The 26162-nt window shown below is 59.6% G+C and carries 23 protein-coding genes and 1 riboswitch; of the genes, 19 read left to right on the forward strand and 4 right to left on the reverse strand.

Annotated features, from left to right (window positions below; genetic code table 11):
- Positions 1-29 precede the first annotated feature (29 nt).
- The 6 genes from ACN08V_RS05645 to ACN08V_RS05670 all read left to right on the forward strand — a co-directional run bounded on the left by ACN08V_RS05645 (position 30) and on the right by ACN08V_RS05670 (position 5033).
- Positions 30-734, forward strand: a complete 705-nt coding sequence (locus ACN08V_RS05645) for a hypothetical protein (protein WP_419104840.1) — start codon at positions 30-32, stop codon at positions 732-734.
- Between the two features lie 108 nt (positions 735-842).
- On the forward strand, positions 843-1850 hold the full coding sequence (locus tag ACN08V_RS05650) for an ABC transporter ATP-binding protein (protein ID WP_419104841.1): 1008 nt from the start codon (positions 843-845) through the stop codon (positions 1848-1850).
- Positions 1851-2094: 244 nt separating this feature from the next.
- Positions 2095-2604, forward strand: coding sequence for a 50S ribosomal protein L10 (rplJ, locus tag ACN08V_RS05655; RefSeq protein ID WP_419099262.1), 510 nt, complete (start codon positions 2095-2097; stop codon positions 2602-2604).
- Positions 2605-2718: 114 nt separating this feature from the next.
- Entirely contained in the window at positions 2719-3096 is a 378-nt protein-coding gene (rplL, locus tag ACN08V_RS05660; RefSeq protein WP_419099263.1) for a 50S ribosomal protein L7/L12, read from the forward strand.
- Between the two features lie 171 nt (positions 3097-3267).
- The gene (locus ACN08V_RS05665) at positions 3268-4215 is read left to right on the forward strand and encodes an endonuclease/exonuclease/phosphatase family protein (protein ID WP_419104842.1); all 948 of its coding nucleotides are present in this window, start codon (positions 3268-3270) and stop codon (positions 4213-4215) included.
- A 176-nt stretch (positions 4216-4391) separates the two neighbouring features.
- Positions 4392-5033, forward strand: coding sequence for a GNAT family N-acetyltransferase (locus tag ACN08V_RS05670; protein WP_419104843.1), 642 nt, complete (start codon positions 4392-4394; stop codon positions 5031-5033).
- Between the two features lie 6 nt (positions 5034-5039).
- Here the strand turns inward: ACN08V_RS05670 and ACN08V_RS05675 are convergent, their stop codons facing one another.
- The 4 genes from ACN08V_RS05675 to moaA are packed head-to-tail and all read right to left on the reverse strand — an operon-like array spanning position 5040 to position 8362.
- Entirely contained in the window at positions 5040-6278 is a 1239-nt protein-coding gene (locus ACN08V_RS05675) for a molybdopterin molybdotransferase MoeA (RefSeq protein ID WP_419104844.1), read from the reverse strand.
- A 56-nt stretch (positions 6279-6334) separates the two neighbouring features.
- A complete protein-coding gene (mobA, locus tag ACN08V_RS05680) occupies positions 6335-6943 on the reverse strand; it encodes a molybdenum cofactor guanylyltransferase (protein ID WP_419104845.1) in 609 nt (202 codons plus the stop codon).
- 7 nt (positions 6944-6950) lie between these two features.
- Positions 6951-7217, reverse strand: coding sequence for a MoaD/ThiS family protein (locus tag ACN08V_RS05685; protein WP_419104846.1), 267 nt, complete (start codon positions 7215-7217; stop codon positions 6951-6953).
- Between the two features lie 2 nt (positions 7218-7219).
- Complete coding sequence (moaA, locus tag ACN08V_RS05690; protein ID WP_419099269.1) at positions 7220-8362, reverse strand: GTP 3',8-cyclase MoaA; 1143 nt, start codon at positions 8360-8362, stop codon at positions 7220-7222.
- A 128-nt stretch (positions 8363-8490) separates the two neighbouring features.
- Here moaA and modA point away from each other — a divergent pair, with 128 nt between their 5' ends.
- The 13 genes from modA (at position 8491) to gcvP (ending at position 26054) form a co-directional block, all read left to right on the forward strand.
- A complete protein-coding gene (modA, locus tag ACN08V_RS05695; protein ID WP_419104847.1) occupies positions 8491-9267 on the forward strand; it encodes a molybdate ABC transporter substrate-binding protein in 777 nt (258 codons plus the stop codon).
- A gap of 10 nt (positions 9268-9277) precedes the next feature.
- Positions 9278-10138: an ABC transporter permease gene (locus ACN08V_RS05700; RefSeq protein ID WP_419104848.1), complete on the forward strand. Its 861-nt coding sequence runs from the start codon at positions 9278-9280 to the stop codon at positions 10136-10138.
- Entirely contained in the window at positions 10135-11463 is a 1329-nt protein-coding gene (locus tag ACN08V_RS05705) for a molybdopterin molybdotransferase MoeA (RefSeq protein WP_419104849.1), read from the forward strand. Before ACN08V_RS05700 ends, ACN08V_RS05705 begins: the two co-directional genes overlap by 4 nt.
- Positions 11464-11537: 74 nt before the next feature.
- Positions 11538-12059 carry a cyclic pyranopterin monophosphate synthase MoaC gene (gene moaC / locus ACN08V_RS05710; RefSeq protein ID WP_419099273.1) on the forward strand — a complete coding sequence of 174 codons (522 nt, stop codon included), beginning with the start codon at positions 11538-11540 and terminating at the stop codon, positions 12057-12059.
- Positions 12049-12555 (forward strand): MogA/MoaB family molybdenum cofactor biosynthesis protein, encoded by a 507-nt coding sequence (locus ACN08V_RS05715; protein ID WP_419099274.1) that lies wholly within the window; start codon positions 12049-12051, stop codon positions 12553-12555. The genes moaC and ACN08V_RS05715 overlap by 11 nt, the downstream gene beginning before the upstream one ends.
- Positions 12545-13066, forward strand: coding sequence for a molybdenum cofactor biosynthesis protein MoaE (locus ACN08V_RS05720; RefSeq protein ID WP_419104850.1), 522 nt, complete (start codon positions 12545-12547; stop codon positions 13064-13066). Before ACN08V_RS05715 ends, ACN08V_RS05720 begins: the two co-directional genes overlap by 11 nt.
- A gap of 16 nt (positions 13067-13082) precedes the next feature.
- Positions 13083-14291, forward strand: a complete 1209-nt coding sequence (locus ACN08V_RS05725) for a ThiF family adenylyltransferase (RefSeq protein ID WP_419104851.1) — start codon at positions 13083-13085, stop codon at positions 14289-14291.
- A 138-nt stretch (positions 14292-14429) separates the two neighbouring features.
- Complete coding sequence (locus ACN08V_RS05730) at positions 14430-18152, forward strand: nitrate reductase subunit alpha (RefSeq protein WP_419104852.1); 3723 nt, start codon at positions 14430-14432, stop codon at positions 18150-18152.
- A complete protein-coding gene (narH, locus tag ACN08V_RS05735) occupies positions 18152-19786 on the forward strand; it encodes a nitrate reductase subunit beta (RefSeq protein WP_419099278.1) in 1635 nt (544 codons plus the stop codon). Before ACN08V_RS05730 ends, narH begins: the two co-directional genes overlap by 1 nt.
- 2 nt (positions 19787-19788) lie before the next feature.
- Complete coding sequence (gene narJ / locus ACN08V_RS05740; protein ID WP_419099279.1) at positions 19789-20619, forward strand: nitrate reductase molybdenum cofactor assembly chaperone; 831 nt, start codon at positions 19789-19791, stop codon at positions 20617-20619.
- Positions 20616-21392 (forward strand): respiratory nitrate reductase subunit gamma, encoded by a 777-nt coding sequence (gene narI / locus ACN08V_RS05745; protein WP_419099280.1) that lies wholly within the window; start codon positions 20616-20618, stop codon positions 21390-21392. The genes narJ and narI overlap by 4 nt, the downstream gene beginning before the upstream one ends.
- A gap of 156 nt (positions 21393-21548) precedes the next feature.
- Positions 21549-22757, forward strand: coding sequence for an MFS transporter (locus tag ACN08V_RS05750; RefSeq protein ID WP_419099281.1), 1209 nt, complete (start codon positions 21549-21551; stop codon positions 22755-22757).
- A gap of 169 nt (positions 22758-22926) precedes the next feature.
- Positions 22927-23038: riboswitch (glycine riboswitch) on the forward strand.
- A gap of 172 nt (positions 23039-23210) precedes the next feature.
- Positions 23211-26054 (forward strand): aminomethyl-transferring glycine dehydrogenase, encoded by a 2844-nt coding sequence (gcvP, locus tag ACN08V_RS05755; RefSeq protein WP_419104853.1) that lies wholly within the window; start codon positions 23211-23213, stop codon positions 26052-26054.
- Positions 26055-26162 lie beyond the last annotated feature (108 nt).

Consider the following 26162-nt stretch of genomic DNA (forward strand, 5'->3'; position numbering starts at 1 on the left):
CGAGCAATCGCGAGAATTCAGAACTAGTTGTGAGTATCTCGCTCGAACATGACTTTAACCAGGGGTACCGCGCCGATGCTGAGCCTATCTATAGCTTTGAAGCTGAGACTCATGCCCGGCGGTGGCCCCGGCCCCTGGTTGGGCGAGGCTACTTTACCCGAACCTGTGAAATATCCTGGGGAGAACAGAACCTCGGTCACTGGGCGCACGGGCAGGTGGCGGCTATGATCGAGCACTTAGCCAGTGCGCCCACCAAACAACCGGAGCTCCTTGAACCGGGGCAGGTTGCGGTCTGGAATATCCCAGAGCTACTGCGAAGTGAATTAGCTGTCACCGAGAAAAACTATGAGGGCTACACGCTTCACTGGTTTGCGGTGGAAGCTACACAGGAGTTCGGCTGGTTTGCCTACGCTCCAGGGGCGGATGCAAGGTATCCAGCAGATAGACTTCCAAGCTGTTTAGTACATGTAACACAGCCCCGCGCTGTCTTTGCGTCGGGTGAAGGCACCGAAGCACCACGACTGGTAGGTTATACAGCCGATGCTGATGACAAGGTTCTGAAATGGGGATTGCACCTTAAGCCAACGCTGTGGAATGATTCAGAGCAGGTAGGGCTGGTGCCCGGGCTTACCGGGCGAAAATTACCGGAAGCATACAGGGCATTGGTGGAAGCAGGCGAATTACGTTTCCCCGACGAAAGAATTAGTGTGGAGGGGTTTTCTGATGGACTGTAGCCTCCTTGGACTGAACCGCAATCGCTGGTAGTCCCAGGTCTGTAAACCCTAGAGATAAAGGCAGGATCCGCACTGTGCGGGGCCTGCCTTTCTTTTAGACTTAAGAGCATGACCCCAGTCTCCCTGCGTATAGATGCCCTCACCAAGAGCTTCGGCTCGGAGGCTGTTCTTAACAACTTCAGCCTGAACATACCAATGGGGCAAGTCACCGCACTCATGGGGGCTTCCGGTAGCGGCAAGTCAACCCTGCTGCGCATCATTGCCGGGCTTGAACAAGCCGACACCGGTACCGTCAGCTACGCCGGTGAACCTATCAGTAACGGACAGGTAGGCTTTATCTTCCAAGAGCCAGTGCTCTACCCCCACCTTAATGTCCAAGAGAACATCCTTTTTGCCTACCGGCTAGCTAAGGCCCCCGCCCTAGACCGCGAGCACTTTACCTCCCTGATCGGCACCCTGGGGCTGGGGGAGTACCTGCATAAGAAGCCGAGTCAGCTTTCTGGCGGCCAAGCCCAGCGGGCCGGAATTGCCCGCGCCCTGGTGCGCAAAACCCCCCTGGTGCTTTTTGATGAGCCTCTTTCTAACGTGGATCCCCACCTAGCCCAAGCTATCCGGGCTGATATTCTCACTCTGCACCACCAGCTAGGCTTTACCGGCCTTTATGTGACCCACACACCCGATGAAGCCCTCCAGATGGGCCAGGAAATTGCTGTTATGGAGCAAGGACAACTGGTGCAGACGGGGCCTGCCCGCCAGCTGCTACAGAAGCCCGCAAACCTGCAAGTAGCCCGCCTGCTCAACCCGCTCTATAACGAGCTACCTGCTGAACTGGAGGGGCAGACTATGACGGTCGGCATTTCCGCCCACGGATTTTCACCTCGGTATGAGGCAGGGCAGGGTGCCCTGCCGGTCATACCTCGGAGTGCCTGGGCCTACACCTCAGGAACCCGGGTGGAGGCCTTGATAGCCAGAGATACTGAGCTGAGCACAGCACAAGGGCTTCTGTGCCTGCCCGCAGGTATGGTTATCACCGCTGTTCTGCCCGGTCTGCCCTGGGTAGAGCTGGGAAAAACAATGTACTGGGCAGTTGATGCAGAGAACCTGCACTACTTTTAAGTGATTAAGCCCGCTTAACCTAGAGCACGGCTTGCTTTAAAGTAGCCGGCCGTGGTTAGATGGAGTAACCAAAGACCGCCGGTCTGTGCCTGAACAGGGTACGGTAAGGGCTGATAAGCCACCTGCGTAGGTGCCGAAACAGAAATACTGACCAGAAATTGCTGGAAAGTATTATGCCTCGTTGCCTGCGCATCGAGGCATTTTTTTTATTGGCCTGGCGGGATTAAGAACTGGAAGGAACACCATGGCAACACAGGATAAGATTGCTGCTGTTTCCGAGATCAAGGAACTCCTTGAAACCTCGAACGGCGTAATTCTCACCGAGTACCGTGGTCTCACCGTTGCACAGATGAAGAACCTTCGTCGTGCACTGGGTGCTGAGACCGAGTACGCCGTGGTAAAGAACACTCTGACCGCTATCGCGGCTAAGGAAGCTGGTATCGATGCATTCGATGGTCAGCTCCACGGCCCGAGCGCAATCGCATTCATCAAGGGCGACTTCATTGATGCTGCGAAGGGTCTGCGTGACTTTGCCAAGGCTAACCCCCAGCTGATCGTTAAGAGCGGTTACTTTGAGGGCGAAGCTCTCGACGAAGCTGGTATCAACAAGTTTGCAAACCTCGAATCACGCGAGGTACTTCTTGCCAAGGTCGCAGGTGGCGCAAAGGGCGCAATCGCAAAGGTTGCTCGCACCGTTGACGCTCTGCGTATCAAGCTCGAAGAGCAGGAAGGCGCAGCACCCGAAGCTGAGTAATTGCTTCTGCTGTAGCTAAACAAGAGACTTTTGACCCACCGGGTCACCCGCAAAAAAATTTTCAGCTCGCAGGCCAACAAGAGCCTGCAAGAGATTACAGAAGGAGCCAAACTCATGGCTAAGCTTTCAATCGAAGAACTCATTGAAGCATTCAAGGAACTCTCCCTCGTTGAGGTTTCCGAATTCGTTAAGGCATTCGAAGAAGAATTCGACGTTACTGCTGCTGCTCCCGTAGCTGTTGCCGGTGCTGCCGGTGGCGAAGCTGCAGCTGCTGAAGAGCAGACCGAATTCGACGTTATCCTTGAAGCTGCTGGCGACAAGAAGATCGGCGTTATTAAGGAAGTTCGTGCCCTGACTTCACTGGGTCTGAAGGAAGCTAAGGACCTGGTTGACGGCGCTCCCAAGCCCGTTCTTGAAGGTGTTTCCAAGGAAGACGCAGAGAAGGCTAAGGAAGCTCTCGAAGGCGCTGGCGCAACCGTCACCCTCAAGTAATCTTTCTCAGATTCTTAATCTTTGGCGCAGGGGCGGCACCCACGAAAGTGGGAGCCGCCCCTGCGGCTTTTAAAGCCCAGTCCCTATACTGAGGGCATGGGTAAATACGTTGCACAGCTATTCTGGGGATTACTACTGCTAGCCGGCTTACTTTGGGTGTCTATCCTGTTTTTGCCAGGAACTCCTCTTATCTCCTGGCTGAGTGTACAGCTGCCGCTAGCTCAAGCCATAGCTTTCCCCGCTTTTCTGGCCTGGGTAAGTAGTGGGCTGGCACTGTTTGCGCTGTTTACACTTTCCCGCAAGAAAGTCTCGCGGCTGACCAGGGTGCTTGCTGGCGGGACCGCCCTGGTGATGGGACTTGCCAGCATAACCGCTTTTATGGACCCTTACGGGGCCAAGCGCTACCAGGTCAGGGGGAGATCCGCGATAGCCTGCACAGATACCACCAAATACACTGTCATTACCTATAACGCCCTGGACACACTCACAGAGCAAGATCTCGCGGAACTCTTGGCGCAAAACCCCGATTTTCTTGTACTTCCGGAGGTCTCACCACAGACCCCAGCTCTTGCCGGTGGGGTAGAAGGCTACCAGCTTTTCAACTCCTCAAGCACTGCGGAATTTGTTGCGCCCACACTGGTGCTCGTTAAAGATCCTTTGGGCCGCTACTGCGCTAGTGACATCCCTATGACCTTTGGAGCGCTTTTACTGAAACCTCTTGAAGGTGCTGGGCCATCACTTCTGGCGGTTCACACTGCGCCACCTATACCAACCTATATGAGCAGGTGGCAAGAAGATTTGGAGACTATCGAAGCAGTAGCTACCGCAGGTCAGGTGGACCTTATAGCCGGCGACTTTAACGCCACTTTGCTACACGGTTCCTTGGCCAGCTACGCGGGGCTTGGATCTTTGAAGGGTAAAGACGCGGCTCTATCCGCCGACGCGGTTGAAGGTACCTGGCCTGTTAATGGGATCTTGAACCGGTTTGGGCTAAGGGCTCCTATCGACCATGTTTTAATAAACCAGCCTGACCCCGCCCGCGCTCTCTCTGTGCAAAGTCGGGTTATTGGAGGTTCTGATCATGCAGCTCTTATAGTTCAGCTAGCTCTGTGCCCCTGAGAATAGAGAACCCAGGAACCTGTTGAGGGCTAGCGTCACCGGGTACAAAACCCTAACTTATAAGGACCTCGGCCAAGGAAAACTCCCTTTTCTTAACACCCCATCTTTTCATTGAAGATCCCGACCGGGCTGTAAAGTAAGGGAAGAAAAACAGATACATTCAGGAGTTTAGCGCCATGAACACCCCAGCATATTCCGTCCGTCAAGCTACCGAAGCGGACTACCCAGCCGTAACCCAAACTCTCACCAACGCCTTCAAAGATGACCCGGTGATGAGTGAGGCAGTAGGCGGCAAAGGCCGAGCAGATCTGGTGGCAGCTCTCTTCGACTTCCAGATCCGAACCACCTACGGCCCTAAGGGGCTGATCGACGTTGCCACCGACCGGGAGGGAAAAATCGTGGGGGCGGCCTTGTGGCTCTCACCCCAGGGACAGAAAGGTAACCTGCTGGCCGATATTATGGCCCTGCCGGACTATTACAAGGTGCTGGGGCGCAATTTACTGCGAGCAACCATGACCGAACTTAGGCTCCTGGCCGCCCGCCCCAAATTTGATCACTGGTACCTCTACACTATCGGCGTCCACGAGACAGCCCGCAACCAGGGGGTAGGGGGACTACTGCTTGATTTTCGCCGGGAAAAGCTGGGTGAGTACCCGGCCTACCTGGAAGCTTCAACCTACAGAAATGCCGCTCTATACTCCCGCCACGGTTTTGTAGAACTCTTCAAATTCAAAAGCGGTAAACCTACCCTGGGCATGCTCCACCCGGCCCCCATCAGCCAGCTGGAAAAAGCACAGGCTAAGCCCCAAGGTTCATAAGTCAGCTTAGTGCGCAGAGACAAGTGGAAGATAAGGCACCTGGTAACCTGCCTCAGCCCCCTGGGCAGGGATCAGGGCAAGAGCCTGCGCATAGGCAAAGCTGGTGAGCATGTGGGAGCGGGTTTTTGCAAGCGGGGTAAGCACATGGCCATTGGCCCGTGTATCGAGGGTAACCGGGAGCAACCGGAGTTCTGCTTTCCGATAGCCGGGGATAGCGTCTGCCAGGGTGCCTAGGGGCAGTTCCTGAAGATCTTGCCCGTAGCAACCTGCCACCCAGGCAGGCAGATAAGAGTAGAGGGCGGTGTGAGCCGCAAGCGGGTTGCCCGGTAAGCCCAGAACCAGGGGCGCTGCTGGGTTGGCGGTGTGGGGGAGCCTGGCGGCCAGAGCGGGGTGGCCCGGGCGCACAGAGACTGACTCGAAGAGATAGTTAGCGTCCATCTCTGCCAGGGTACGGCGCAGCCAGTCGGCGCTGGAAGTGGACGAGCCACCGGTCAGCAGGAGCAGGTCGGCCTCGGCGGTGGTGAGCCAGGTAAAGAAGTCCTCCTGGGTATCTACCAGACGGGTGGTGCTGACACAGCGAGCACCAAAGTCTGCAAGAATCTGCGGGAATTGCAGGGAAAAGGCGTCCCGAACCTGACCGGGCTGGGGCAGTCCACTGGTAATGACCTCGTTCCCGGTATAGGCGATAGCTATGCGGGGTTGCTGATACAGAGTCAGCCAATCAAGACCCAGCACGCCAAGGGCGCCGATATGGCGGGCACTGAGCAGAGTCCCGGCCTGTGCTACCTGTGAGCCAGCGGGCAGTTCTTCCCCGGCCCTGCGGATATCTGCCCCGGCTACCGGGTAGGGGCGCTCTGGGGAGAAAGCCCCCGACCGTGGGCTAAGCCTATGGCTGGTAACCAGTGCCTCTTCCTGCCGCAGGACTGCATCGGCCCCCGGCGGGAGTAGGCCGCCAGTCAGAATGGGCCTAGCTTGACCGGGGAGGAGGGGGCTAACCTGCCGGTGGATATTCTCACCCGGTTCAGCCGGGGCTGGCCAGAGAATTTGCCAGGGTGGCGGGCCACTCACCGCAAAACCGTCCATGGCCGATGAATCGTAGTGGGGCACCGGTAAGACCGTGCGCACCGGCTCGGCAAGAACCCGCCCGATGGCCTGCCCCAGGGGTACCCACTCGGTGGGTAGGGGCAGAGCCTGACCGTCGCGGTAAAGGAGGGCACGGGCATGGTTCCAGCTCACAGAATGCACGGGTGGTCCTTTCGATGGCAGTGGCGGACTAAGGGATGTATGGGCTTATGCGGTTCTTATGGGGCTGGGTAGCTATAGCCTGCGGCACGGGCCGCCTCCCAAGTATCAATATCGGTTGCCCAGGCTGCCTCCAGGGGGATTTCTTGCGGTGCGAGCTGTACCAGGAAACGGCGTACTGAGGCATGAGCCGTGTCCCGGTTAAAGGCGGCGGTGAGCGAATCGAGACGGTAGATACCCAGCAGCGGCTGAGTGATGCCCTCTGCTAGCGCCCAGAAGCCCTGTACTTGCAGGGGGGCATGAGCCGCGGCGGCCAAGAGCACAGGCACGGCCTTGTGCGCCCGAGGCAGGTCGCAGGAAAGTAGAAGAACCCAGTGCTGGTGCTGAGCTTCGGGTGCTAGATGCTTAACCAGTTCGCGGGTACCTGCTGTGATTCCAGCGGCGGGCCCGCTAAAAGCAGGGCTTTCACGGGTAATCAGCACTTGGCGGGGTAGAGGCAGAGAATCGGGGCCAACCACCACACGGTAGCTGGCTCCCTGGCAGGCTGAGAGGACGTTCTCTAGCAGGGTCTGGTGGCCGTCCGTGAGCAGGGCCTTAGGGGCTCCACCCAACCGGCTCGAACGCCCACCGGCCAGAATCAGGGCTGAAAAAGAAAGGGCCTGTTCCATGTTTCTTTTACCCGCCAGCAAAAGGAGGTAGAACATCGACCCTGCTTGCGCCCCGAAGGCTGCCCTTTGCGGAGGTAGCCACCCCATCAATCAGGAAAGTGCACTGGGGCAGAATATCGGCTAGGGTCTGACCCGAGGGAGTAGCTCCCGGGTACCGGGTTAGCAGGTAAGCCATAAGGGCTTCTAAGGTGGTTTCTGTTAGCTCAGTGCTCTCTAGGGTCAGCGAGGGAACACCAGCTGCCGCTCGGGCCGCGGCAAAAAAGTTAATCTGCATGGTCAGCCTCCAATGGCACTCATGGAACGATCGGGCTGGGTAAAGTCGGGGGCCTCGAAACCTGCCTGGTCTTTACCGTGCGCCCTGGGCTTGGTCCACATGGCACCCCGCCAGATATTGGCTAGTTCCCGGTCACTTGCACCGCCACGCAGAGCGCCCATAAGATCGGTTTCGGTCAGCGAGAATAGGCAGGAGCGCACCTTACCGTCAGCGGTAATCCGGGTGCGTGTGCAGGCCGAGCAGAAGGGCTCGGTCACTGACGCGATAATACCGACCTGACCCAAGGCCTGCGGCCACAGCTCCGGCAACTGCCCGGTGCTCCCCAGCGGGAAAACGTCCCAGAGCTGGGCGGGGGAAGCTCCCCTGGGCCGACCATGCGGAACCATGTCGTAGTGGGCGGCCAAGCTGTCACGAATCTCATGGGCGGTGATGGTGCCCTCCCTGGTCCAGGAGCGGTCTGCATCCAGGGGCATCTGCTCAATGAAGCGGAGCTGGTAGCCGCCCTCAAGCGCCCAGGCTAGAAGCTGGTGGCCCTGCGCGTCGTTGATGCCGCGCATCAGAACCGCGTTGATTTTGATAGGGCTCAGACCCGCTTGAGCCGCCGCATCAATACCGGCTAGCACGCTGGCTAGCTTATCCCTGCGGGTCAGCTGAGCAAAGGTTTCGGGGCAGATGGTGTCCAGAGAAACATTGACCCTGTTCAGGCCTGCCTCAAGGAGCGCGTCTACTTTCTTATCTAGGCCAATACCGTTGGTGGTTAGAGCGATAGGCAGGTGGGGGTAAGCCGAGCGAATCTGGCGGATAATGTGCGGCAGATCGGCACGAACCAGCGGCTCCCCTCCGGTAAACCGAACTTCCTCAATACCCAGATCTCGCACCCCAACATCAACCAGCCGGAAGATTTCATCGGCGGTTAGAAGGCTGGCTGTAGGGAGCCAGTCAAGACCCTCTGCCGGCATGCAGTAGACACAGCGCAGATTGCACTTATCCATGAGTGAGATGCGCAAATCGGTAGCAACCCTGCCCCAGCGGTCAGCAAGGGGGCCGCTGGCTGGTAGGCCGGAGCCCCGCCCTGCTGGGGGGACTCGCACCGGGATACTTGCCCCCAGGCTAATAGCGTCACTGGTTTGAGAGGACTGGGGCATACCCACACTTCCACAGGTTAATTCGTATTTAAAATGTAATATTTAGGGTATCGAAACCTGAGCTCGAACACCACTCTGCTCTACACTAATCTATAGAAAACAGTCTGCCCAGGCCACCAGGAGTCATAATGCCCCGTATCAGAACCACTATCGGCGTCCTGGCCTGCCTGACCCTGCCTCTGGCAGCCTGCGCCTCATCTTCTGCCCAAATAGAGACGACAGATCACACCGTCACGGTCTTTGCCGCCGCTTCCCTGGGACAAGCCGGTGAAGAACTCATAACCGCCTACCGCACCGAACACCCTGACGTAGAGATTATCGCCACCTACGCAGGCTCGTCCCAACTGGTGACCCAGATGGGGGAAGGAGCCTCCGCTGACCTGCTCATCACAGCAGACACCGCCACCATGAAGACAGCCCAAGCCAACATAGACGCTCTAGCCCAAGCCCGTCCGCAGGTCATTGCAAGCAATAAACTCGTCCTAGCCACAGCCCCGGGCAACCCAGCGAGCGTCGGCTCAGTCAATGATCTTGCCTCACCCGGTGTCATTACCGCCCTCTGCGCACCCCAGGTACCCTGCGGTCGACTGGCCCAGCAAGAACTGGCCCAAACCGATATCACACCGGCAAAATCCACCCAAGAAGCCAACGTCTCAGCCGTTACCACCAAAATCTCAAGCGGCCAAGCCGACGCCGGCTTTATCTACTCCACCGATGCTAAGGCGCTCTCCGCCAGCCAAAACATTACGATTATTGAACTGCCCGGTCTGGAATCCAATAGCTACCCCATGGCCCTCACTGAGGCGGGGCAGGCTAACCCCACAGCCAGAGATTTTGCCAGCTGGCTGACCGAATCAGAACAGGCTAGCGCCATTCTTGCCCACTACGGCTTCAACCCCGCCTAAACTAGATTCCATGAGCAAAAACAGGGACACCTCCGCAAGAGGTCGAGCAAAGCTCTTTACCTCGGTACCAGCTCATGCGGCTCTACCAGCCCTTGCAGTACTTGCGCTCATCCTGGGCCCGCTCCTTGCCCTACTCACCAGAATCCCCTGGCGGCAGTTACCCCAGTTACTCAACGACCCCGGAGTACTTGAAGCCACCTGTCTCTCAACACTCACCGCCCTGGGGGCCACCGTTATCTGCGCCCTCCTGGGAACTCCTACTTCGCTGGTGCTGTCAACCGTTCTTGAACGAACCCGCGCCCTACCCCTGACCTGGGTGCTTTACGGGCTGATTTACGCCCCCATTATCTTCTCACCGGTTGTCTCGGGCCTGGCGCTACTCTTCCTCTGGGGCAGACGGGGGCTGGTTGGTAGCTGGCTCGAAACCGCAGGTCTATCTGTGGGCTACACCCCGCTGGCCGTCCTGCTGGCCCAAATCTTTGTGGCCCTGCCCTTCTTTATCGCCACCACCGTCACCACCCTCAGAGCACTACCCGTGGAATATGAAGAAATCGCCAGGCTTGAAGGAGCCAGCCCTGCCGAAGTCACCAGCCGGGTTCTCCTGCCGCTGGCCGCCCCGGGCCTGCTCACAGCCGCCGTCCTCAGCTTTGCCCGGGCCTTGGGAGAATACGGTGCCACCGTCACCTTCGCCGGTAACGTGGCGGGCTCCACCCGTACCATCCCCCTAGCTATCGAGCTGGCGCTCAGCTCCAACGACATGACCCAAGCCCTGGGCGGGGCGCTCATGCTCATTGCCCTCTACCTGATGATTCTGGCCGCCTTAGGCTGTGCCCTGTGGCTTCGCAGACTGAAAGGAAGGCTTCGCCCGTGACCACCCACCTGCCCAGCTCCCTGCCAGACCGTGCCCCTATCGCTCCGGGCGACTACGCCCAGGCGGTCAGCGATCTGCTGGTCACCAGGCTGCACCGGCGCACCGAAAGCCTACCGCTGGATCAATGCCTAGGTCGTCAGCTTGCCAGCGATCTGCAGGCCCTTTACCCCGCGCCCTCCTTCGCCAACTCCCAGATGGACGGCTACGCCCTGACCGCACAGGCCGGTGGGCAAGCTAACCGAACCTTTAGAGTGGGGCAGGACATTGCCGCCGGTTCTGCACCGAAAAACCTAGAAATCAACGACAGTATTGCCTACCCCATCATGACCGGCGCACCCCTGCCCCAAGGCTATGAGACTGTGGTTCCTGTGGAACAAAGCCGCCCCCTCAGCGGACCGGGCGATGATGCCGGCTTTGCCGCTCAGGGGGAGTTTGTGGAACTTGCCCCCGCCCCACCGGGGCAGTTTGTGCGCAGTACCGGCGAGGACATTAAAGCCGGTGACCTACTGGCACCTGCCGGGAGCACCGTGACTCCGGCGCTCGCAGGAGCTTTAGCAGCCCAGGGCATAGAGAAAGTAGAGATTTACTCCCCGCCCCGGCTCTTAGTCGTCACCGGCGGTGATGAGCTGACTAACGGGGGCACCCGGCTGCAGGCTGGCCGTATTTTTGATGCCAACGGACCTATGCTGCAGGCCCTTGCCCAGGAGGATGGATGCCAGGTGCGGCGGGTATCGTCCACCGATGCAGTGGAGAGCTTTATCAACCTTCTGGTGGGGGAGCTGGCCCGTCAAAAGCCTGACCTGGTGGTAACCAGCGGCGGGATTAGCCACGGCAAATACGAGGTCATTCGCCGGGCCTTAACACACCTGGCCGAGCGCTCACCCGAGGGAGTTGGCGTCACCGACTGCTGGTTTGGTCATGTCAGCCAACAGCCTGCAGGCCCCCAAGGGCTCGCCCTGCTGGAAACAGCGGGCCTCACCGTCCCGGTGCTCTGCCTACCCGGTAACCCCGTGAGCACCCTGATTTCTTATCACCTCCTTATTCGCCCCGTCCTGGGCAGGCTCAAAGGCCGGGAACCCGAACGCACAGTAGGCCGGTTGGTGCTGGGAGAGCGCATACAGGCTCCTGCCCAGAAGACCCAGTTCTTGCGCGCACGCTTACGCTACCTGGTGACCGAGGGCGGAGCACGGCAGGCTCTGGTCGAACCGGATACGGCCACCGGTTCGCACCTGCTCCACCGCGCGGCTCAAGCTAATGCCCTGATTGAGTTGGAACCCGGCGTGACCTATAAGGGGGGAGAGACCGTGCGCTACTACCAGCTCTGAGCAACAAAAACCAATACCGTATAATAGATACCTATTTATTGCTGTCGTCATCATCGGCAGAACCCAAGGACGCTATGACCCACACCAATAACCTAACCCACCTGAGAGCTGACGGCACCGCCCACATGGTCGATGTCACCGGTAAAGATAGCACCACCCGCACCGCTATTGCCGAGGGCTACCTGATAACCCGGCCCGATGTTATCGACAAAATCTACGGTGCCGACCTACCCAAGGGCGATGCCCTGCCCTTGGCCCGGGTTGCAGGCATTATGGCGGCTAAAAAAACTTCCGATATTATCCCCCTCTGCCACCCCCTACCCCTGGGTAAAATCACCCTGGACTTTGAACGGTTGGAGGACCGGATCCGTCTTGAGGCACTGGTTAAAACCCGCGGGGTCACCGGGGTTGAGATGGAGGCCCTGACTGCCGTCAGCGGCGCTGCCCTGACACTCTATGACATGGTCAAAGCAGTCGATAAGCAGGCCCTTATCAGCGGTATCCGTGTGCTTGGGAAGAGCGGCGGTAAGTCCGGTGACTGGACGGTTGCAGGCCAATCGCCCGCCGCCCACAAGGGGGCAAAGAATGATGAGTAAGGCCTACACCCTGCCGAGCGACTCCACCGGTTTGGTGATTGTGGCCTCCACCCGCGCCGCCCGCGGTATCTACACCGATGAATCCGGCCCCCTGGCCGTTGACTGGTTGCGCCAGATGGGCTTTGAAACCCCTGCCCCCGTGGTGGTGGCCGATGCTGATTTCGGCCCCTACTTTGATGAGCTGGTCAAGGCTGGGAACCTGCCCACCTTTATCCTGACCAGCGGTGGCACCGGCCTGAACAGTGACGATATGACCGTAGAGGCTGTACGCCCCCACCTAGAAAAAGAAGTACCCGGCATCATGCAGGCATTCTGGGCGCAGGGGCTTCAGAACACACCAGCGGCGGTGCTCTCGCGCGGGGTGGCCGGTGTGATCGGGCGTAGCTTCATCATGACCCTGCCCGGGTCCAAGGGCGGGGTGCGCGACGGCTGTACGGTACTCACCCCGCTTATCTCCCATATCTGCCGCCAGCTTGAGGACTATCATGACCACTAAAGACGCTCAGAATGCCCAGCTTGATGCTTCGACGGCTAACCCCTATGCAGGCAAACCGCTAGAACCTACCGAATCGCAGGTGGTGTTCACTGCCGTGACCGAGGAGCCCCTGGAACCGCTCCTGGTAGAGGCCAAGGCGGCCACCATGACAGCTGCCATGGGTGCCCTGGTGGTCTTTGACGGTATAGTGCGCGACCACGACCACGGGCAGGCTGTCCGTGCCCTGTCCTACAGTGCCCACCCGCAGGCCGCTGACTTTTTGGCAGATGTCCTTGCGGCGGTAGCACAGGAGATTCCGGGGATCCGGCTCTGGGCCGCCCACCGAGTGGGCCCTATCCCTATCGGGCAGTCAGCCTTGACTGTGCTGGCGGCCGCTGCCCACCGGGGGGCCGCATTTACCGCCTGTTCCCTGGCCGCTGACCGCATCAAAGCTCAGGTGCCCATCTGGAAAGAACAGGAACTAACCGACGGATCAGTGCAGTGGGTGGGTATAGACACCCCCGCCCGGTAGCCGGAAGGAAAAACGCATGATCTCACCCGAACTCCCGCCCCTTGCCTACCGCCTCTACGGGAGGCAGATGATCCTACCCGAGCTGGGGCAGGCAGGCCAGGAAAAGCTCAGCCGGGCTCATGTTGCCGTCATTGGTGCGGGCGGTTTGGGCTCCCCGGCCCTGCTGTATTTGGCTGGCGCGGGGATTGGCCGTATTACGGTGCTCGATGATGATGCGGTTGAGCTGTCGAACCTGCACCGTCAGGTTATTCATTCCTACGCGCGGGTGGGTAGCTCGAAAGCTGATTCGGCGGCCCAGACCCTGCGTGAACTCAACCCTCTGGTGCAGGTTGACTCCCTCAAAGTGCGGCTAAGTGATGAGAACGCCGCTGATCTGCTGGCTGATGTTGATGTTCTGGTGGACGGTAGCGATAATTTCCCAACCCGCTACACAGCCTCTCGTGCGGCGGCCCACCTGGGCATCCCCCACGTCTGGGGCGCTATTTTGGGCTTTGATGCTCAGATGAGTGTTTTCTGGGCGGGTCGCGGCCCCCGCTATGAGGACCTCTACCCGGCAGAACCTGATCCGGGATCGGTGCCTAACTGTGCAAGAGCCGGTGTAATAGGTGCCCTGGCTGGGGTGGTGGGCACAGCTATGGCCCTTGAAACGGTCAAGCTCCTTGCCGGTATCGGGCAACCCCTGCTGGGCCAGGTGGGCTACTACAGCGGGCTCACCGGCAGGTGGGAATACATTCCGCTGCTTGCCTCTCGGGCGTATTCAGGTTCTAGTGCTCAGACTTCCCAGCCTCTTTCTGCCACCGGGCCGGTGGGGGAGGCCGCCAAGAACTCCGCGCTTAATACAGGCCCGCACCAGCTCCCTGAGCCGGACGGTGCCGAGCCTGACCAGTACGGCCTTGAGGTTACCTGGTCAGATATCAGCGGCTCCCCTTATTTTGCCGATGTGCCGCTCCTTGATGTGCGCGAACCCCACGAGCATAGGGCGCTGGCTGTGCCCGGGAGCTTTAACCTACCCCTGTCTCTTATTGAGCAAGCTGGGCAGGACACCAGCCTGCAACCGACGATTGATGCTATTTTGCCCAGCCGCCAGGGCCGCTATGCCCTCTACTGTGCCACCGGAGTGCGCTCCCTCAAGGCGCTTAAGCTGCTGACGGCCGCAGGTTTTAGTGACCTCTACAGCATAGAGGGTGGCCTGGACGCCTGGCTGAGTGCTGGGGGCTCGGAATAAAAAAAGGGGTGCGGCGCCCCTCTCAAAGCTGTTGATAGACCCAGGCCAATAGGCCGTTTTCTGCTGGGTAGCGGAGGGTAATTAGCACACATTTTTATTCGGTATTTTTTATGCGAGTTATTGGGTAAACTAAAACTCATGACTCAGCAGGCATCACACACAGCAGGCCCTGACGGGCCGATGACCGATAAGCTCATCAAATTCGGCAAGTTCTTTACCAAGTGGGACGAAACCGACGACGGCCGCGCCGCCTTCCTCACCGGTGGCCGCTCCGGTGACGTTTTCTACCGCAACCGCTGGAGCCACGACAAGGTAGTCCGCTCCACCCACGGTGTCAACTGCACCGGCTCCTGCTCCTGGCAGGTCTTCGTCAAAGACGGTGTGATTACCTGGGAAGCCCAGGCAACCGACTATCCCACAGTCGGCCCCGACCGCCCCGAATACGAACCGCGCGGCTGCCCCCGTGGCGCGGCTTTCTCCTGGTACACCTACTCGCCCACCCGCGTGAAGTACCCCTACATTCGCGGTGTACTCCTGGAAATGTACCGCGAGGCTCGCACCCGCCTGGGGGATCCCGTTGAAGCCTGGGCCTCCATTGTCTCGGATCCGGACAAGCGTCGTGCCTACACCTGCGCGCGCGGTAAGGGCGGCCTGGTGCGCGGTAGCTGGGCAGAAGCCCTAGAAATGGTGGCCGCCGCCCAGATTCACACCATTAGGACCTACGGCCCTGACCGTAACATCGGCTTCTCGCCCATTCCGGCTAAGTCCATGGTGTCCCACGCCTCCGGTGCCCGCTACATCGAGCTCATGGGCGGTGTGATGACCAGCTTCTACGACTGGTACGCAGACCTGCCCGTAGCATCACCCCAGGTCTTTGGTGACCAGACTGATGTGCGGGAGTCCGGCGACTGGTGGGACGCTACCTACCTGATGATGTGGGGCTCCAACATTCCGGTGACCCGCACCCCCGATGCCCACTGGATGGCCGAGGTTCGCTACCGTGGCACCAAGGTTGTCTCTGTCTCCCCGGACTACGCCGACAACACCAAGTTTGCCGACGAATGGCTCCCCGCCCAGCCCGGCACCGATGCCGCCCTGGCTATGGCCATGGGCCACGTCATTCTCAAAGAGAACTTTGTGGACCAGCGGGTGGAGTTCTTTGAGGACTACACCAGCACCTACACCGACTTTCCCTTCTTGGTGACCCTAGAAACCCGTGAAGATGGTAGCAAGGTTCCCTCCAAGTTCCTGACCGCCGCTGACCTGGCCGCTCACCGTCATGCTGCCGATGCCGCCTTCAAGACCGTCCTCTTCAACCGTGAAACCGGCGAGGTTGTGGTGCCCAACGGTTCTATGGGTTACCGCTACAACGCTCAGGACGAGGGTAAGTGGAACCTTGACCTAGAGGGGGTAAGGCCGGCGCTCTCTATCCTAGATTTGCCCCAAGCTACCCTGACCAGTGCCGCTGAGCTTAAGCTCCCCGCTTTTGATGAGCCCTCAGGCCGAGGCAAGGTCGTGACCCGTGGCGTTCCCACCATTATTGTTGAGGGCCACGAAGTTACCACCGTCTTCGACCTGATGCTGGCCCAGTACGGGGTGGGCCGCCCCTGCTTGCCCGGTCACTGGGCAGAGAACTTCGAGGACGCAGAGACCCAGTACACTCCTGCCTGGCAGGAGGCTATTACCTCGGTACCCGCCGATGCTGTGATTCGTACTGCCCGTCAGTTCGCCCAGAACTCCATTGATTCAGGCGGTCGTACCATGATTATCATGGGCGCCGGTATCTGCCAGTGGTACCACGGTGATACCACCTACCGCTCCATCTTGGCCCTGCTGATGATGTGCGGTGCCGAGGGACGTAACGGTGGTGGCTGGGCCCACTACGTTGGCCAGGAGAAAGCCCGCCCGATTACCGGCTGGGCACACATGGCTAACGCCCTGGACTGGTACCGCCCGCCGCGTACCCAGGCTGGCACCAGCTTCTGGTATATGCACACCGACCAGTTCCGTCAGGACGGATACTCTGCTGATTCGCTTCAGTCACCGCTGGCCAAGGGCGAACTGGCCGGCGTACATACCGCTGACCTCTTGGCCCGCGCCGTGCGCATGGGCTGGACTCCTTTCTACCCGCAGTTCCCCGAGAACTCCCTGGATTTGGCTGATAAGGGTGCAGAAGCAACGGAGGCCGGTACCGCCCAGTCACCCGCTGACTACGTAGCCCAGCGCCTGAACTCCGGGGATCTGGAGTTCTCCGTTGAAGACGCCGACGCACCGGCTAACTGGCCCCGCACCCTCATGCTCTGGCGTAATAACCTACTGGGTTCATCGGCTAAGGGTGAGCAGTACTTCCTGCGCCACCTGCTGGGTAATGAGAACGCCAAGATCAGCAAGGACGCCGAGAACCGCCCCGATGAGGTACGTTGGCAGGACGATGCACCGGTGGGCAAACTGGACCTGCTGGTCACCACCGACTTCCGCATGACCTCCTCGACCCTGTCCTCGGATGTCGTATTCCCTGCCGCTACCTGGTACGAGAAACACGATATTTCCTCGACCGATATGCACCCCTACATTCACGCTTTCTCACCGGCAATTAACCCGCCTTGGGAAACCAAGACCGACCACCAGATTTTCAAGGAACTGGCCTACGTCTTTTCCAAGCTGGCTAAGAAGCATCTGGGGGTGCGTAAGGACCTGGTCTCTGTGCCTCTGCAGCACGATACCCCCGGCCAGATTGCCCAGCCCGGTGGTCACGCCCCGGACTGGAAGAACCAGAAGATCCAGGGCATTCCGGGCAAGAATATGCCGGTCTTTACTGTGGTGGAACGTGACTACCCAGCTCTCTATGACATGTACACCTCGGTGGGGCCCCTGCTCTCCAAACTGGGAACCACCACCAAGTTCGTGACCGTCGATGTAAACGACGAGCTGGCAACCCTAGCCCAAGAACACGGCGTGATGGGCAGCGGTAAGGGCGCGGGTCTTCCCGCCCTAGATACCGACGTCAAGCTGGCCGACACCATCTTGGCACTCTCGGGTACCTCCAACGGCCCGGTTGCCCTTAAGGGCTTCAAAGCCCTGGAGCAACGGGTAGGCAAAAAGATGCACCACCTGGCCGAGGGCAACGAAGAGAAGCGCATCCGCTTCCGCGACACCCAGGACCGCCCGGTTCCCGTCTTCACCTCACCCGAATGGTCAGGTTCAGAAACAGGTGGCCGCCGCTACGCGCCCTTCACCCTGAACATTGAGCAGCTCAAGCCCTTCCACACCCTGACCGGTCGTATGCACTTCTTCCTGGATCACGACTGGATGAGCGAGATGGGGGAGCAGCTCCCGGTCTACCGCCCCCCGCTAGATATGCACAACCTCTTTGGCGAGCCCGAGCTGGGCGAGACCGGCGACCTCTCCGTTGCCGTCCGCTACGTCACCGTCCACAACAAGTGGGCTATCCACTCCTCCTACCACGACAACCTCTACATGCAGACGCTCTCACGCGGTGGCACCCACGCCTGGATGAGCCCTCAGGATGCAGCAAAGATTGGCGTGAAAGATCACGACTGGATTGAGTGCGAGAACACCAACGGTGTCTTTGTGGGCCGTGCGGTGGTTTCCCACCGTATGCCCGAAGGCGTTGTCTACGTGCACCACGCCCAGGAACGCCTGGTCAACGTGCCCAAGGCCGAGCGCACCGGCAAGCGCGGTGGTATCCATAACTCGGTCACCCGCATCATGGTTAAACCCACCCACATTATCGGTGGCTACGCCCACCAGTCCTATGCCTTCAATTACCTGGGACCTACCGGTAACCAGCGAGATATTGTTTCCAGAATCCGCCGCCGCAAGCAGGAGGTAACCTACTAATGCGCGTTATGGCCCAAGTATCAATGATTATGGCGCTCGATAAGTGCCTGGGCTGCCACACCTGCTCCGTGACCTGTAAGCAGGCATGGACCAACAGGGCTGGCACCGAGTACGTGTGGTTCAACAACGTTGAAACCCGCCCCGGCCAGGGCTACCCCCGCCGCTACGAAGACCAGGAGAAGTGGAAGGGCGGCTGGGTTCTCAACAAGCGCGGCCGTCTAGAACTCAAGAGCGGTAACCGCTTCAAGAAGCTTTTTACCCTCTTTGCTTCACCGGTCCAGCCCGAGCTCTCGGACTACTACGAGCCCTGGACCTACGACTACGAGAACCTGACCAGCGCACCGCTGGGCGATGATTTCCCCACCGCCCGCCCCAAGTCACTGATTACCGGTGAGGACACCTCCATCGAGTGGGGCCCCAACTGGGACGATAACCTGGGCGGCGCGACCGAAAACGGCCACCTGGACCCCCTGGTTGAGAAGGTGCGCCAGCAGTCAGAAGAGAAGATCAAGTTCGAGTTCGAACGCACCTTCATGTTCTACCTGCCCCGCATTTGCGAGCACTGCCTCAACCCTTCCTGCATGGCATCCTGCCCCTCCGGCGCTATCTACAAGCGCGAGGAGGATGGCATCGTGCTGGTGGACCAGAACCAGTGTCGTGGCTGGCGTCAGTGCATCACCGGCTGCCCCTACAAGAAGATTTACTTCAACCATAAGAGCGGTAAAGCCGAAAAATGTACCTTCTGCTACCCCCGTATCGAGCACGGTATCCCCACCGTCTGCGCCGAAACCTGCGTGGGCCGCATGCGCTACATCGGCATTTTCCTCTACGACGCTGACCGGGTCACCGAGGCCGCCAGCGTTCCCGATGAAAAGCAGCTCTACCAGGCACAGCTGGATATCATGCTTGACCCCTTCGACCCTGAGGTAATCCGCGAGGCCGCCAAACAGGGTATCCCCGACTCCTGGATGACAGCTGCCCAGAAGTCACCGGTCTACAAGCTGGCTAAGGAATGGAAGATCGCCCTTCCTCTGCACCCCGAATACCGCACCATGCCCATGGTCTGGTATGTCCCGCCGCTCTCACCCATCATCGACCTGCTCCAGGAGCAGGGTCACGATGCCGAGAGCAAGGCCAACCTCTTTGGTGCTATCGATGCCCTGCGTATTCCCGTGGAATACTTAGCCGAGCTCTTCACCGCCGGGGACACCACCATCGTGGTCAATGTGCTCAAGAAGCTGGCCGCTATGCGTGCCTACATGCGTGACATCACCTTAGGTGGGGTTGGCAAGGAGGACATCGCCCAGGCAGTGGGCATGACCGGTGCCCAAATGTACGAGATGTACCGTCTCATGGCTATCTCCAAGTACGAGGAACGCTACGTCATTCCTCCAGCTCACCTGGAAGATGCCCACAACCTGGAAGAAATCGGTTGCTCCCTGGATACCGACGGCGGCCCCGGCATGCTCTACGACAGCGCCTTCACCGACCCCGGTGACCGCCCGGTTCCCGTATCGGCCGGCAGCTACGCCAACGCCCAACGTGCCGACGGCAAAGTCGATATCTTCCTCTGGGACGGCAAAACCCGCCCCGACTCCCTCTTCCCCGATACCTCCGGTAGTAAGAAGGTCTAGGTATGGCTGGTTTTTTCTCCAAGCTCATCCAAGGGACCCCGGCTGAGGCGGAACCCGAGCTACCTGCATCGGGTGACCCCTTTGACATGGACTGGGGCAGCGGTGCCCCTGAGGACGCCGTAATCTACCAGGTCACCTCCGTGCTCATGCGTTACCCCTGCCAAGAGACTCAGGCCCTACTACCTGAACTCAGCCAACTCGCCGCTGAAACCGGCAATACCGACCTTCTAGAAGGTGTTGCCGCCATCAGCCGCTGGTACCAAGAGCACAGCCTGGAAGAAATTCAGGCCGAGTATGTGCAGGAATATGACCTCTCTCGCCGCCACGCCTTCCACCTGTCCTATTGGACCGAAGGTGACACCCGGCGGCGCGGTGAGGCTCTCACCCGCTTCAAACAGATGTACCGGGACTCCGGCATGGTCACCACCCTGCACGGGGAACTACCCGACTACCTGCCCATGGTCCTTGAGTTCACCGCCCTGGTCAACGCCAGGGCGGGGCGGGCCGCCCTCCAGGCCTACAGACCCTCCCTGGAACTGCTGCGCCTAGCCCTACGCGATGACAAGCTGCCCTACCACCGGCTGATTGAAGCTGTTTGCCACACCCTGCCTGGAGTTTCACCCCAAACCCAGGAGGAAGTACAAAAACTCGTCACCGCAGGGCCACCGGCAGAGAGCGTAGGCCTCTCCCTAGCACCGGGTGACCCCCGCCTGCTACCTCTTCTTCTGCCCCACGAGCAAACCCCCGGAGCGAAGATCGGTGCGGACAAAAACACCGCCCCACCCAGTCTCGCCCCCGCTATGCCCCACACACAGAACGGAGCACACCAGTGAACGCCCTTGATTTCTTCCTCTGGGGGATCTTCCCGTACATCACCCTAGCCACCGTGATCGGCGGCACCATCTGGCGTTACAAGACCGACCAGTTCGGCTGGACCACCCGCTCATCACAGATGTACGAGTCCAAACTTCTACGCATCGCCTCACCCATGTTCCACTACGGAATCCTCGTGGTCCTGGTAGGTCACATCGTGGGCCTGATTATTCCCAAGTCCTGGACCGATACCGTAGGCATCTCAGAGCACTTCTACCACCTCAACGCTCTCATCCTTGGCTCAGTGGCAGCGGTCGCCACTCTCATTGGCCTCTTCGCCATGATCTACCGCCGCCGCACCAGCGCAACCGTCTTCCGGGCCACCACCTGGAACGACAAAATGATGTATGTTGCCCTCACCAGCGCTATCGTCCTCGGATCAGTTGCCACCCTCTTCAACGCCATGGAAATCGAAGGTCACCACAACTACCGCGAAACCGTCTCCGTCTGGTTCCGCTCCCTCTTCTACTTCCAACCCAACGTCGAAGCCATGGCCAGCGCCACCACCTCCTTCCACATCCACGTGGTTGTCGCCATGATCCTCTTTTGCCTCTGGCCCTTCACCCGCCTGGTCCATGCCTTCACCGCACCCCTGCACTACATCTTCCGGCCCTACATCGTCTACCGCTCCCGCGGCAAACGCAACTACCAGCGCGGCTGGTCACCGGTAGGAACCGCAGACTCTGTCAACAAAGACGCTCGCGCCGTCGAACGGCAGAACCACCACCACTAAAGAAAGGCACGGGGATTCCCCTTAGCCGGCTATCCTTCTTGCCCCTGGCCCGGGGCTCGTCGCAATTCATTCCAGCCCCAGCCAGCCGGTTGCAGGGAATCCCCGCCCCATTGAGACAGATCACCTGCTTCAAAGACTGATACTAAGGAAAACACTATGTCTACAAGAGCTCTTGCTGCAAAAGACCCACAGCTAGCTGGCCAGTTCAAGTACGTCATTATGGCGGCGCTCGCCTCCATGATCGGCTTCTGGGGTTGGACCATGATTGGCCCCCTGGCCAAGTACTACACCCAAGAATATGGCCTGACCGAAGGCCAGCGCTCCCTGCTGATCGCAACTCCCGTCATCGTAGGTTCTGTTGCCCGCATCCCGGTAGGTGCCCTCACCGACCGATTTGGTGGGCGGATCATGTTTACCATCATGCTTACCCTCACCGGTTCCATGGTCTTCATCACCGGTTTAGTTGGACAAACCGGTAACTTCACCCTGCTGCTGGTCACCGCCTTCTTCCTGGGCATCGGGGGCGCTATCTTTGCTGTTGGAATCCCTTTCTCAGCCGCCTGGTTTGAACCCCACCGCAAGGGTCTAGCAACGGGTATCTTCGGTATGGGTATGGTCGGTACAGCCTGCGCGGCCTTTTTCAACCCTCGCATGCTCAAAGCCTTCGGTTATTTCCCAACCCATGTCATTATGGCCTGTGTAGCCCTGGCCTATGCAGCAGTGGTCTGGCTGGTTATCCGTGATTCACCGGTTATGAAGGCCCGCACCCCTCAACCAATGCTGCCCAAGATCCTTGCTGTCTCCAAGGAACTCATCACCTGGCAGCTCTGCTTTATCTACGCTGTAGTCTTTGGGGCCTTCGTTGCCTTCTCCAACTTCCTCTCCACCTACATGCAAAACGTCTACGGCTACGAAGCCGTTGCAGGTGGTAGCTTCGCAGCCCTCTTCGCCGTCTGCGCCGTGCTTGCCCGGCCCTGCGGTGGCGTAGCGGCAGATAAGTTCGGGGGCAAGCTCACCACCTTGATAGCCTTCTTAGCTATGGCTGTTCTAGCCGTACTGATCTCCTTTGAACCTGCCAGTACCGCAGCCAATACCTTGCTACACGTGCTGATGGCTATCTTTGTGGGCTTTGGCACCGGCACCATCTATGGCTGGCTGGGTAAGGTTGTTAAGCCTCAAGAAACCGGTACTGTATCGGGCCTTGTTTCTGCCGCTGGTGGTTTGGGCGGTTATTTCCCTCCGCTGATTATGGGGGCCGCCTACACATCAACCGGCCACTACTCCTGGGGCCTTCTTGCCCTCTCTGCTGCCTGCCTGGTTTCTCTGGCTATCTCACTCTGGATGAAGTCAGATAAAAAAGCCTAAACTCCAGTTTTTATCCACTGTGAACACCGCTTCTGCTACGGGCAGGGGCGGTGTTTGGCTTAATCGTTGAGACTCTTCAAACCAGTTCTGTGCCCCTATCTGGTACCCCAGTATGGTACCCCTGTGTAATGTGTGGCACAATAAGGGTTGATAAACTAAAACGTCGCTAATAACTGGCGCGGGAGAGACCGGATACCCGGCGGTTGAGGGACCGCCAGGCCGGCGCCGAAGGAGCAAACCCTCCCCGGGAAACTCTCAGGCACACGTACCGCTCAGCTAAGGCAACTCTGGAGAGGGGCGTCAAACCCCCACCGAAGGGGCAAAATTCGCACCCGCTTTCCAGGCGTGAAAGGAAAGCCGCGAACCAAAACTCTCAGGTTGTAACAGAGCGGGGAGGACACCGTCTACAGGGCACCCTGTAGGCAGGTTTAACTTTTACCTTGGAGAGTTACCATGTCCTTCCTTGACCGCCACCTTGGGCCCCGTTCCGCTGACCAGGAAAGCATGCTTTCCGTCCTCGGCTACGAGTCCCTGAGCGACCTCATCAACGAGGTCATCCCCGCCAACATCCGCCTGGCCGATGACCTTAACCTGCCTGCACCCCTGAGCGAGCACCAAGCCCAGCAAAAAATTGCCTCCTACGCTGCCCTTAACCAGGTCAAGCACCAGATGATTGGAGCAGGCTACTACGATGCCATCACCCCCGCAGTCATCCGCCGCAACATCCTAGAAAACCCCGGCTGGTATACCTCCTACACCCCTTACCAGCCTGAAATCTCTCAGGGCCGCCTAGAAGCCCTCCTCAACTTCCAGAACACGGTCATGGAATTGACCGGCCTGCCTATCGCCAACGCCTCCCTGCTCGATGAAGCAACCGCAGTCGCCGAAGCCGCCGTCATGATGCAGCGAGCCAACCGCAAGGTCAAAAACGGCTTCTTCGCCATCGACTCCCGCGCCCTGCCCCAAACCCTGGCCGTGGTACGCGGCCGCGCCGAAGCCCTGGGCATTGACTTCGTTATTACCGACTTTGAAAAGGGCCTGCCCGAGGGCGACCTCTACGGCATCATCATCTCTAACCCGGGCCAGGACGGCCAGGTCCGAGACATCGCCCCGCTCATCCAGGCCGCCAAAGAACGCGGTGCCCTAGTCACCGTCATCGCTGACCTGTTAGCCCAGACCCTGCTGGTTGCACCCGGTCACCAGGGGGCCGATATCGCTGTTGGCTCCTCCCAGCGTTTCGGTCTGCCTTTCTGGTACGGTGGCCCCCATGCCGCTTTCATGGCCGTCACCAAAGGTCTGGAACGCAACCTGCCCGGTCGTCTGGTCGGTGTCTCCAAGGATGCCTTCGGTAAGCCCGCCTACCGCCTGGCCCTGCAAACCCGCGAACAGCATATCCGCCGCGAAAAGGCCACCTCCAACATCTGTACTGCCCAGGCCCTGCTAGCTATTGCCGCAGGTGCCTACGCCGTCTATCACGGCCCCGAAGGTCTGCGCGCCATTGCCACCTGCCTGCACGATAAGGCGGCACGGGTCGCTGAAGCTCTGGCCCAGGTAGGCCTGCGCCCGGTCCACGAGACTTTCTTTGACACCGTAGCCTTTGAGGCCCCCGGGCAGGCCGACCAGCTGGTAGATAAAGCTCTGGAAGCCGGAATCAACATCCGCCGCCTCTCCGCTGACCGCATCTCCATTTCGGTGGGCGAATCCCACAGCGAGCAGGTACTCCAAGACCTGGTCACTGCCCTGGGCGGCACCCTGGGGGAGAGCGATGCCTACGAGATTCCTGAAACCCTCTTGCGCACCGATGAGTACATGACTCACCCGGTCTTCCACCTCTACCGGTCAGAGACCTCCATGATGCGTTACCTGCGTTCTTTGGCTGATAAGGACCTGGCCCTGGACCGCACCATGATTCCGCTGGGTTCCTGCACTATGAAGCTCAACGCGGCCTCCGAGATGGAACCCATCTCCTGGCCTGAATTTGCCGGAATCCACCCCAACGTACCCGCTGACCAGGCCGCCGGCTGGAAGGCCCTGATTGAGGAACTCTCCGCCTGGCTCCTTGAGATTACCGGCTACGACGCTATCTCCCTGCAGCCTAACTCCGGGGCATCGGGTGAGTACGCCGGTCTACGCGCTATCCGCGCCTATCACGAAGCCAGGGGCGACACCCAGCGCACCGTGGTCCTGATCCCTATGAGCGCCCACGGCACCAACGCTGCCTCCGCCGCCTTAGCCGGTCTGAGCGTAGCCGGTGTTGCCACCGCACCCGATGGCTCCATTGACGTAGAGGACCTCAAAGCCAAGATCGCCAAGTACGGCGATACCATTGCGGGCATCATGATTACCTACCCCTCCACCCACGGTGTCTTCGAGGAGCAGGTTGTTGAGGTCTGCCAGCTGGTCCACCAGGCCGGGGGACAGGTCTATGTGGACGGCGCTAACCTGAATGCCCAGATGGGACTTGCCCAGCCCGGTAAGTTCGGCGGGGATGTCTCGCATCTGAACCTGCATAAGACCTTCGCTATCCCTCACGGTGGTGGCGGCCCCGGAGTTGGACCGGTTGCGGTGGGTGCCCACCTGCAGAAGTACCTGCCCGGTAACGGTTACCAAGCCGATGAGCAGGGCAAGCTAACCCAGGCACCCCTGCCCATTTCCCAGGCCATGTTCGGTTCAGCCGGTGTGCTACCTATCTCCTGGATGTACATTGCCATGACCGGAGCCGATGGTTTGCGCGCCTGCTCCGAGGTAGCTATCCTTTCGGCCAACTACATTGCCAAGAAGCTGGGCCAACTCTACCCCGTGCTCTACAGCGGCGACACCGGCCTGGTGGCCCACGAATGCATCCTGGACCTGCGAGATTTGACCGCCGCCTCCGGCATCACCGCCGAGGATGTCTGCAAGCGCCTCATGGACTACGGCTTCCACGCCCCCACCCTGGCCTTCCCCGTTCCCGGTACCCTCATGGTCGAGCCCACCGAGTCAGAATCCCTAGCAGAGCTGGACCGCTTCATCGATGCCATGACCCAGATTCACGCCGAGATTCAGGAGGTCATTGACGGCAGGGTGAGCGCCGAAGAGTCTGTACTCCGTAAGGCCCCGCACACCGTTGAGGCCGTCACCGCCGATGAGTGGAACCGCCCCTACAGCCGAAGCCAGGCCGCCTACCCACTCCCGGCACTGCGCCAGAACAAGTACTTCAGCCCGGTAGCCCGTATTGACGGCGCTGGCGGCGACCGTAACTTCGTGTGCGAGTGCCCGCCCATGGAAGCCTTCGACCTAGAAGCTCCGAGCGCTTAAGACGTGCGCCCAGACCCTGGGGCACCTGCCCACTGAGTCCTTCTAGCGACCGAGAGTCTGCCCCGGCTGCCACCGCCCTCACCGGGGGCGGGGCGGCACTCCATCACC

The organism is Rothia sp. P5766, assembly GCF_048513555.1.
Taxonomy (GTDB): Bacteria; Actinomycetota; Actinomycetes; order Actinomycetales; family Micrococcaceae; genus Rothia.